9 protein-coding genes are annotated in these 9,726 nt (G+C 61.7%); 8 read left to right on the plus strand and 1 reads right to left on the minus strand.

Features of this window, described 5'->3' with window-relative positions; all coding sequences use genetic code 11:
- The coding region (locus SMD10_RS24200; protein ID WP_331688302.1) for a hypothetical protein at positions 1-192 on the plus strand (192 nt) is incomplete at its 5' end.
- Positions 193-282: 90 nt separating this feature from the next.
- Here the strand turns inward: SMD10_RS24200 and SMD10_RS24205 are convergent.
- A complete protein-coding gene (locus SMD10_RS24205) occupies positions 283-1,389 on the minus strand; it encodes a helix-turn-helix domain-containing protein (protein ID WP_331688304.1) in 1,107 nt (368 codons plus the stop codon).
- Between the two features lie 487 nt (positions 1,390-1,876).
- Between SMD10_RS24205 and SMD10_RS24210 the strand changes: the two genes are divergently transcribed.
- The 7 genes from SMD10_RS24210 to SMD10_RS24240 all read left to right on the plus strand — a co-directional run bounded on the left by SMD10_RS24210 (position 1,877) and on the right by SMD10_RS24240 (position 8,694).
- Positions 1,877-2,890, plus strand: coding sequence for a thiamine pyrophosphate-dependent dehydrogenase E1 component subunit alpha (locus SMD10_RS24210; RefSeq protein WP_331688306.1), 1,014 nt, complete (start codon positions 1,877-1,879; stop codon positions 2,888-2,890).
- A complete protein-coding gene (locus SMD10_RS24215) occupies positions 2,887-3,858 on the plus strand; it encodes an alpha-ketoacid dehydrogenase subunit beta (protein ID WP_331688308.1) in 972 nt (323 codons plus the stop codon). Before SMD10_RS24210 ends, SMD10_RS24215 begins: the two co-directional genes overlap by 4 nt.
- Positions 3,859-3,871: 13 nt before the next feature.
- Positions 3,872-5,110 carry a dihydrolipoamide acetyltransferase family protein gene (locus SMD10_RS24220; protein WP_331688309.1) on the plus strand — a complete coding sequence of 413 codons (1,239 nt, stop codon included), beginning with the start codon at positions 3,872-3,874 and terminating at the stop codon, positions 5,108-5,110.
- Positions 5,037-5,447 carry an oxidoreductase dimerization domain-containing protein gene (locus tag SMD10_RS25660; protein ID WP_432757310.1) on the plus strand — a complete coding sequence of 137 codons (411 nt, stop codon included), beginning with the start codon at positions 5,037-5,039 and terminating at the stop codon, positions 5,445-5,447. Before SMD10_RS24220 ends, SMD10_RS25660 begins: the two co-directional genes overlap by 74 nt.
- Positions 5,448-5,629: 182 nt before the next feature.
- Positions 5,630-6,391: an enoyl-CoA hydratase/isomerase family protein gene (locus SMD10_RS24230; RefSeq protein ID WP_331688312.1), complete on the plus strand. Its 762-nt coding sequence runs from the start codon at positions 5,630-5,632 to the stop codon at positions 6,389-6,391.
- Positions 6,381-7,844 carry an aldehyde dehydrogenase family protein gene (locus tag SMD10_RS24235; RefSeq protein WP_331688310.1) on the plus strand — a complete coding sequence of 488 codons (1,464 nt, stop codon included), beginning with the start codon at positions 6,381-6,383 and terminating at the stop codon, positions 7,842-7,844. Before SMD10_RS24230 ends, SMD10_RS24235 begins: the two co-directional genes overlap by 11 nt.
- Positions 7,845-7,923: 79 nt before the next feature.
- The gene (locus SMD10_RS24240) at positions 7,924-8,694 is read left to right on the plus strand and encodes an alpha/beta fold hydrolase (RefSeq protein ID WP_331688311.1); all 771 of its coding nucleotides are present in this window, start codon (positions 7,924-7,926) and stop codon (positions 8,692-8,694) included.
- Positions 8,695-9,726 lie beyond the last annotated feature (1,032 nt).

A 9,726-nucleotide genomic window follows, 5' to 3' on the forward strand; every position in this document is an offset into this window, starting at 1 on the left:
CCGACGTCGACCACGGTGTCGATCGACCTCCTCGTTGACAAGTTGATCCCGTGCTTCTGGCTTTTGCGGATCAAGCAAGAGCTACGATTGCTGGCCGAGTTCACTCGGCCGACGAGCGATCGATTATCCAGCAGCCAGGTGCCAGATGTAGCCGCCTCTCATGACTTCGCTGTGGACGCCCCATCGGCCTAACACAGTCGCTGGGCACGACTAACTGATCCGCCTCTTCCCGCTCCTTGCTATGGCTTCGGATGAGTGGCGGGCGCACCAAAGTGCGCTCGCTCAGCCGACAAACCTCGTCGTTGCAGACGGCAACCTTATCTCACCCGAGGATGACCCGCTCGGGTCAAGCATCTCCTCCGGAGTCGCCCCTTCGCGCTGCAGGAGCATCTTGGAGCGTTTTCGGAAGTGAACCGGCGAAAGGTCTGCCCATCGTCGGAACGCTCGATTGAAAGCTCGCTGATCTGCGAAACCGCATCGGCTGGAAATCTGTTTTATCGGCGCGGTGGTCTGGCTCAGCAGGTGTCGAGCCAATTCGGCTCTGAATTGATCGACAACCTGCGTAAAGGTCGTTCCGCTTTCCGCCAGCCGACGCTGCAGCGTGCGGGAGGACATGTTCAGCCTCCTTGCCGCTTCGTCGATGGTGACGTTGCTTGAGGAGTCAGTGAGCTTCCGGAGGACGATCTGGGTTCTCAAGGTGATGTTGTCCGTTTCCAACCGGGCCAGCTGCTCATCGGCAGCACATGTGGCGCTTCGGAGGATTTCGGGGCAATCGTGCAGCGACCGTGCGGCGCAGGCGCCTTCATCGAGTAGAATAGCATCGTCGTCTTGATCAAAGAGCACCGTGCAGGAAAAAAAACTGGAATAGGGCTCATCCGGCAACCTTGGACGCCTGAGTCTGACTTCGGCTGGCGAAATCGTGTTTCCCGTCTGCCATTGGATGTATCTCCAAACCAATCCGAGACAATATTCGACCTGCGTCCGTGTCGTCGGAACGGCGCCGTCCGCAAGCTTGACCCTGAGAATGTCGCCCCGCAATCCGCGGAGGATCTCCAACTTGCTCGCAAGCGTATGGATCTCTTGATATCTTACTAGGGCTTCCAAGCCCGCGTGAAGCGAAGGGCTGCTAAGAAAAGCATACATGACCGCGTTGTACGCGCGCAAAGGTGCTTGCGATGCCAAGCGGAGCCCCAACGTATGCTTCCGCTCGTCTTCGGCCATCCCAGAGAAGAAGCGTGAGACCCGGTCATGTTCGATACGTGCGTGATTCGCAGCGTCGAACTGAAGCACCAAGCCTGCATTGATGCGACCGATTCCAGCCCTGACCGCTGCCGCGTTCAGCATGGAAAATGCCGCCGCAGACGACGTCAGCGTCCTCGCCTCAGCCATGGCCGCCTCCCAACCTGACCGACTTTACAGCCTTGGTATATTGATAGACACGGTTCCGCACGGCTTCAAGATTGCTGGCCACGCCGCATAGTCGTGTGGCATTCGGCAAGCCTCATGCTGTCCGGAGACAGGCCAATTACGCTTCGTTTGGGCGCAATCTACCACGCGGATTTTCGGTAATTTCCTGCCGAACTTAACCTTTGGCGCCAATCTGGGAACCGTCGGCGCCAAAGCCTCTCGCCCTGATTGATCGGCGGAGACGCTGGCGTAACGGTGCCTAATCGAAGCGCCGAGAACCGACGGCATCGCTTCGGGCGCTGCTTGCGAAGCGTCCATCAGTTCTCAGCCGGCCGATGATGAACATCCAGAAAGCGGCGGCCGCTTCGCCGATGAAACCGAGCTTTCCGGGCTTGGCAGAAGAGGCATGGAGATCGCCTCCCTCGATATCGATGCGGCATGACTCGCACGAGCCCTTTGGAGAAGACACGTGGCGTTGACGAAACAGGAAAAGCAGACGCTCTACCGTAACCTGGTCCGCGCGATGGCGCTCGACACGATGATGATGCGGCTCATCCGCGCGGGCAAGATCGTCGGCTTCTATCATGAGGGAGGCATATCGCTGGCGCCTGGCGCCGCGGCCGGCGCATTCCTTCGCAAGGACGATGGAATGTGGGCGCACTATCGTGCGCACGGCATTGCCCATATGCTGTCGAAAGGGGTGGACGTCCGCCGATACGTCGCCGAGCATATGGGCCGCGAAGCCGGCTGCTGCCGAGGGCGATCCAGCTTTCACAGCTCCTTTCCCGACGATCATATCTTCGGTGCGTCAGGCAATATCGGCGCCAATTTCCCGGCCTGCACCGGCAATGCCTTTGCCGCAAAGTACAAAGGTCAGGGGCAGATCGTGATGAATTGCTCCGGCGACGGCTCCTATCAGGAAGGCCGCGCCTACGAAGCGATGCATATGGCCTCCACGTGGCAACTACCGATCGTCTTCTGGTGCGAGAACAACGCGATCGCGCAGCACTCCGCCCTGAGGGACATCTTCCCGGTCACCGATATCGCACCGATCGCCGCGAGCGTTGGCATCAAGACGATGAGCGCCGATGGCCAGGATGTCTTTGCTTGTGGGGAAGCCGCGAAGGAGGCGGTCGAACACGCGCGGAGCGGAAACGGTCCGATTTTCGTCGAGCTGAAGGTGTTGCGCGGCCAGGAGCACAATGTCGGCGGCCTGAACTACGAGAGCGACAAGCCGCGCAGCCGGGATCTCATGAAAACCTGGAAAGAGGAACGAAATCCTCTCGCCGTAGCGACCGCAAAGGTCCTTGAGGAGAAGCTTTTTAGTCAGGCGGACGTCGAACGGATCAAGGGCGAAGCCCAAGAGGAGGTCGAAGAGATCGAGCTCTTCTGCGAGCAAAGCCCCCGCGCGACCCCGCCCGTCGAAGACCTGCTCGCGGGCGTCTACGCGCCGGCAACGAACCCGGAAAGGCAGCAACAATGAGCGATGTCCGCGAACTCGGACTGTGTGCGGCCATCAATGAGGCCTATGTCGAGGAAATGTCCCGCGACGAGAGCGTCTTCGTTCTCGGATGCAGCATCCAGGCCGGCACCTTCCCCACCACCGCCGGCCTCACCGAGCGCTTCGGCAAAAACCGCGTGGTCGATACGCCGCTCGCCGAACCCAACATGGCCGGGATGGCCTTCGGCGCCGCGCAGGAAGGGCTGCGGCCGGTGTGCGACTTCATGTATGCCGGCTTCTCCTATTTCGCCGGCTCGGAAGTGTTCATCCAGGCCGGTCAGTATCATTTCCTGCACGGCAGCCAGCATCCGCTTCCCATGGTGATGGTCGGCAGTTGCGGGGTCGGGCGCCGGGTCGCCAACGAGCACTCGATCCTGCCCTATGGCGCGTTGATGCATCATCCGGGGATCAAGGTCTGCATGCCCTCGACGTCCTATGACGCCAAGGGCCTGATGAAATCCGCCATCAGGGACAACAATCCCGTCTTCTTCCTGTGGCACACCGCGATGATCGCGGCGAAGGGGGCGGTGCCCACCGAAGACTATGTCGTACCGCTGGGCGTCGCCGACGTGAAGCGCGAAGGCGGCGACGTCACGATCCTGACCGTGGGCCTGCAAGTCCATCATGCGCTGTCGGTCGCCGACAAGCTCGATGGCGAGATCAGCGTCGAGGTGATCGACGCCCGCAGCATCGAACCGTTCGACATGGAAACGCTGCTTCGCTCGATCGAAAAGACGTCGCGGCTGTTGATCGTCGACGAGGACTATGAGCGCGCGGGCTTCGCGGCCGAGATCTCGGCGCAAGTCATGGAGCGCGGCTACGATCTGCTCGATGCACCGGTGATGCGGGTCTGCCATCCGCAGATGCCCGTCCCCGGCGGCTATATCGATGCCTACACCACGCCCACGCCGGAGCGTATCGAGCAAGCCGTGCGCGATCTGTGCCGCTAAAGAGGGTTCAACGATGATCCGAGAACTCGTTCTACCCCAGTTGGCCATGGGCATGTCGGAGGCCACGATCATCGAATGGCTCGTGCCCGAGGGCGGGAGCGTGGCACGCGAGGCGCCGCTGGTTTCGATCGAGACCGAAAAGGTCACGATCGAGCTTCCCAGCCCTTATGAAGGCGTCCTTCATATCCTCCAGGCCGTCGGCACCAAGGTTCCCGTCGAAACGATCATGGCGAAACTGGCGAGCACCCGGGAGGAGTATGAAGCCCTGGTCACCGACGGTGCGTCGTCCGCCGACGAGGCCTCGCCCCGCACGCGCCCAACACAAGCAGCGGACGCTCCCCCGCAGGAGGACGCTCCCCCGCAGGAGGACGCTTCCGCCGCTGGGCTCCCGCAAGCGCCCGGACGGATCAAGGCGAGCGGACTCGCCCGCAAGATCGCCGAACTGGAAGGCATCGATCTGGCAACCGTCACGGCGACCGGCCCGAACGGCCGGATCGTCCGGCGCGATGTCGATGCGGCGCTGAAGAAGCGCGATTCCGGTAAGGCCCCCGGCTCCGACACGCCCGGATCGCCTCGTGGCGACGAAGCCCAGGCGCCGCTCCCCGGCGCAGTGCCGGCATACTGCTTCTTTGAAATCGACATCACGAAGGCGCTCGGTTTCCGTCAGTCCATGATCGATCGCGCCGACGACCTCGGGGTTCGCGTCCCCATGAGCGCTTTCTACGCCAAGGCGCTTGCGCTGGCGTGCCGACACGTGCCGACGTGCAACGCCGCGATCAAAGGCGAGACCATCGTCTTGCGGGACTCCGTCGACGTCAGCGTCGCCGTTGTGGGGCCGGATCAAGGCGAAGGCGCCGCGGAAAGGCTCCTGCCGGTGCTGAGAGCCGTCGAGCGCAAGACCATCCTCGAGATTTCCAAAGAGCTTGCCGAATTCGTGTCCCGCGCACGGCAGGGCCAATTGCGACCCGAAGAAAGGAGCGGTCATTCCATCGCGCTTTCGAGCGTCGAGGAAAGCGCTGGAGAGGCACCGTGGGCAGTGTTCGCGCCCGTGCTGAACGAGCCGGCCGTCCTTGCCTTTCAGCCTGCAACGCCGAGCCGCAAACCGGTCTTCGAAGGCGATCACGTGGTGGCAAGACAAATCCTGCCTTGCGGGCTGACCTACGATCCCCGCGCCCTCGATGGCCAAACGGTGGGCCGCTTCGTTCACACGCTTTGCGATCTACTCACCACCCCTGAACTGCTGCTGCTATGACGAGCGCGACGACGGGCATGAGCGCGCTGGACAACCGCTTCGACCTCGTGGTGATCGGCTCGGTGCCCGGTGGCTACGTCGCCGCCATTCGAGCCCGTTCAGATGGGCTGAGCTGGGCGAGGCCGAGGGCTTCGGGAAGACCGTTTTCGACCGGCGCACCGGCGAATTGCTGGGCGCCCACATCATCGGCCCGGATGCGACCGGACGCATTCACGCCATCGCGATCGCGGGAGGTCACCGAATCCGAACTGAGGTCGACAGTCTTCCTCACCCAACCCTGTCGGAGGCAACGCATGAATCCGTTCTTCACGCGTTCGGCCGCGCCATCCACATCTGAAATCACCAGGCCGACCTTTTCCCGATCCTCTTCTGAATGCCGGAGGACTTCACATGTCGATCGCAGATTTCGTCCCAGCGCCAAAGTTCGCCGAATACAGCGAGGTGTTTAAAGAACACTTCGTCATGGACCGCACCAGCGAAGGCGTCATTACGATACGCGGTCATACGAGCGATGGCCCGATGCAGTTGAGCGTCGAGAGCCACCGCGCCGTCGGCCAGATGTTCAAGACCGTCGGCGCCGATCCCGAAAACGAAGTGATGATCTTCACCGGAACCGGCAATGAATTCATGATGCGGGTCGACCCGGCGGGCTTCGAGATCGAGGCCAACGACCTCGAATACTGGGCGTATGAACATGCCTACAAGGACGGCCGCATCAACAGCACGGCGCTCATCCAGGACCTGGAGATCCCGACGATCGGCATCATGAACGGCTCGGGCTTTCATGCCGAGCTCGTGTTGATGTGCGACATCACCCTCTGCGCGGACGACGCCGTCATCTTCGATCCCCATTTCCGGATGGGCTCCGTGCCCGCCGACGGCATCCACAGCTGCATGCAGGAGCTGCTGGGGACCAAGCGCGCCGCATACGCCCTTTATACCGGGCAGGCGATCTCGGCGCGCGAGGCGCTGGAATACGGGTTGGTCAACGAAGTTTTGCCCCGCGAGCGCCTGCTCGAAAGGGCGCGTGAGATCGCCGACGTCATCATGGCCCAGCCGCGCACGATCCGGCGACTCGCCGCGCAGATCGTGCGTCGCCCGTGGAAGCAGCGTCTGACCGACAATCTGGACGGAGGTTTCGGGATCCAGATGTTCGGTCATCTGGCAAAGCGTAAGGCGATCCATTCGGCCGACAGCGGCAAGAAAATCCTGGACGAGCTCGGCATTCCCGTGCCGCCCGAGCACCCGTATGCGCAAAGCGGAGGCGAAAGTGACCATTGACCTTCAATTCCGGAATCTGATCGGCGGACAATGGCGGGACTCCAAGCGAAAGGCGGCGGTCCGCAATCCCGCCGATCTGCGCGAAGTCCTCCATGAATATCCGATGGCGAGCGACAGCGACGTCGTCGAAGCCGTCGCCGCCGCCAAGCGTGCCTTCGAAAGCTGGCGGCGCCATTCGTTGCACGCAAAAGCAGCCATCTTCCGCCGCGCCGCCGTGCTCGTCCGCGAAAACCGCCAAGCCATCGCCCGGACCATAACCAGGGAGAACGGCAAGCTCATTGCGGAATCGCTGGCCGAAATCGATAGCGCCGCATTGGAGATCGAATATCAGACGGGCGAAGGCGAGCGCCAACTGGGCAGTGCGGGCGACTGCCAGAAACCGGGCCTTTTCGCCTTCACCCGAAAGGAGCCGTTGGGGGTCGTCACCGCAATCATTCCATGGAATTTTCCGTTCAACGTGCCGTTCCGCAAGCTCGTTCCCGCGTTGATGGCGGGCAATGTCGCCATCCTCAAACCGGCCAGCCAGACGCCGGCGGTGGGCGAACTGGTCGTCCAGATCCTGCTGGAGGCCGGGCTGCCGCCCGAAGTGCTGCAGTTCATCACCGGATCGGGGCGGGAACTGTCGGAGAGCCTGGTCGCGCAGCCGGAAATCAGGGCCGTGACCTTTACCGGATCGACCGCGGTCGGACGCGAGATCGCGCAGCTGGCCGCGACGAACTTCACGCGGACCCAGCTCGAGATGGGCGGCAAGAATCCCATGGTCGTGCTGGGCGATGCCGATCTCGACCTCGCGGTATCGGACGCCGTGACGGCCGCGTTTTCCTGTGCCGGCCAATGGTGTACCGCGACCAGCCGGCTGATCGTCACCGAGGATGTCGCCGATACTCTCGTCGAGCGCATCGTCGGCAAGGTGAATCAGATCGTTCTCGGTCGCGGCGACGCCGAGGGCACGACGATGGGGCCGGTCTGTGGAGAAGGGCAGCTGCGTGACGTGCTTAGCCATGTCGAGGCCGCACGGGACGCTCGCGAAGGTGTCTTCCTGACCGGCGGCGAGCGCAGCGCCTTGCAAGGCTTGGAAAATGGCTGCTTCGTCGAGCCGACCTTGCTCGACGAGGTGGCCGCCGAAACCCGGATCGCGAGAACGGAAGTGTTCGGCCCGGTGCTGGCGATCATGCGGGTCGCGACCTACGAGGCCGCGCTCGGGCTGGCCAACGATGTGCCGTACGGTCTGTCCTCGTCGATCTACACCCGCGATCTCGACAAAGCGCTGCACTTTGCCGAGCACAGCGAGGTCGGGCTGACGCATATCAACGTCCACTCGGCCTACAAGGAGCCGCAACATTGCTTCGGCGGCGTCAAGCAGTCCGGCTTCGGCCTGCCCGAGGCCGGAACAACCGGCATCCAGTTCTTTCAGGACGACAAGGCCGTGTATCTGCGCAAACGCGGGACATGATCGCAAAGGCTTTCTTGGCTCACCGCGCCGCAGGACCATGCAGTCAATCATCAAGTCGAAACGACAGGAGTCCTGAGACATGGCCTTCTTCACCAACGACAATCTGAAGCTCGCCTATCTCGACGAAGGGCGGCGCGAGGGACCGGCTGTCTTGCTGCTGCACGGCTTCGCCTCGAGCGTGAAGGCGAACTGGGTCGATCCGGGCTGGATCGAAACGCTCGGAGACGCCGGTTTTCGGGTGCTCGCCTTCGACCACCGCGGCCACGGGGCCAGCGATAAGCCGCACGAAGAATCGGCCTATCCGCCGCAGCGGATGGCGCGAGACGCGGTGGCGCTGCTCGACCATCTTTCCATCGATCGGGCCGCGCTGTTCGGCTACTCCGTGGGCGCACGCATCGCCGCTTCCGCGGCGCTCGATGCGCCCGATCGTTTTCCGGCGCTGATCTTCGGCGGGCTCGCTTTCAGCATGGTCGAAGGCGTCGGCAATCGAACGGCGGCGATCGCGGACGCCATGCGCGCGCCTTCGCTCGAGCAGGTGACGGACGCGTGGGGGCGGACGTTCCGGGCCTTCGCCGACTATACGGGCGCCGACCGGGAGGCGCTGGCGGCCTGCATCACGGCTTCTCACAGCGAGCTGACGCGCGAGGAGATTTGCCGCATCGAGCAGCCGACATTGATCGCCGTCGGCACCAAGGACGACTTGGCCGGCTCTCCCGAGAAACTCGCAGCCCTGATGCCGAACGCTGAGCCCCTCTCGATCGAGGGTCGGGATCACATGCTCGCGGTCGGCGACCGGACCTTCAAGGAGGCGGTTCTGCGGTTTCTGGAAGACCATCGGAATCGGCTTTAGTCTCGCCGAGCCGATCAACTGACCTTCGGTTATTTCCGGCTCGGCATGAAGCTCAGTCGCCGCGCAAGCTGACCGGCTCGCACGAAGGCGATGTTTTCATTGGCTCGCCAATATATTTCCAGATTATCGGGCAGCCGGTTGGCATCGAGCGAGGCTATCGATTCTTGCGTTGACAGTCCCATAGGGTTATGCGGTGCCACACCAGCGTAATGGCGTTGGCAAGGTGGGCGATGCGCTTCATTTCCGTTAGACCGCTGACGACGCAAATGTCAGGCTGGGTGATATCGACACTTCAACCTATGCCCCTCCTCTCCACAATGCCGTATCACCCTACCTCATCGTCGAAGATGCGAAAGGTTTGATTGATTTTCTTCTCAAAGCACTTGATGGTCGCGAGATTTCTCGACTTGAACGCGCAGACGATTCCATCATGCATGCCGCTATTTCCATAGCCGATTCGATTGTGATGGTCGGATTACGCGATTACACATTTCAAAGTTCGGTCCATATCTACGTAGAAATATCGATAAAACGTACAGCAGTTGCTTGGAACTCGGTGGAATATCGATCGGAATATCGGTGAGCGAACCCAAAACATTCGGATATGGCGACAGGTCTGCGGGTATTCGCGATCCTTTTGGCAACACGTGGTGGATCGGCACGCATTCAAATACTGATCCGTAGGATGCGGACGCCGATGGCGGTCTGACCGGCCATGATTACCGTCGCTGCCCATCAGGGCCGAACCAGCACGTCAATCAATACACGCTAGCGCCGCTGAGCGACCAGGCCCAGATTCCCCGCTACGTCCTCAGCATAGGGCCGGCTAACGCGCAGCCGGTCCAACATACATTAAAATTCTGAGTTTGTTTGGAAATTGGACAGTTCTTCTGTAACGGGCCGTTCTGGGTCAACCCCAATTTCCCTACATCCTGTCGCCGAGGTCATGCTTCTGTCCGCAGTCGCTGAAAGGCGCTGCATGATGGAGTGGGAATGGGACCAGCCGATCGATCTAAAAAGCGCAGTCACCTG

The organism is Consotaella aegiceratis (genome assembly GCF_036541425.1).
Taxonomy (GTDB): Bacteria; Pseudomonadota; Alphaproteobacteria; order Rhizobiales; family Rhizobiaceae; genus Consotaella; species Consotaella aegiceratis.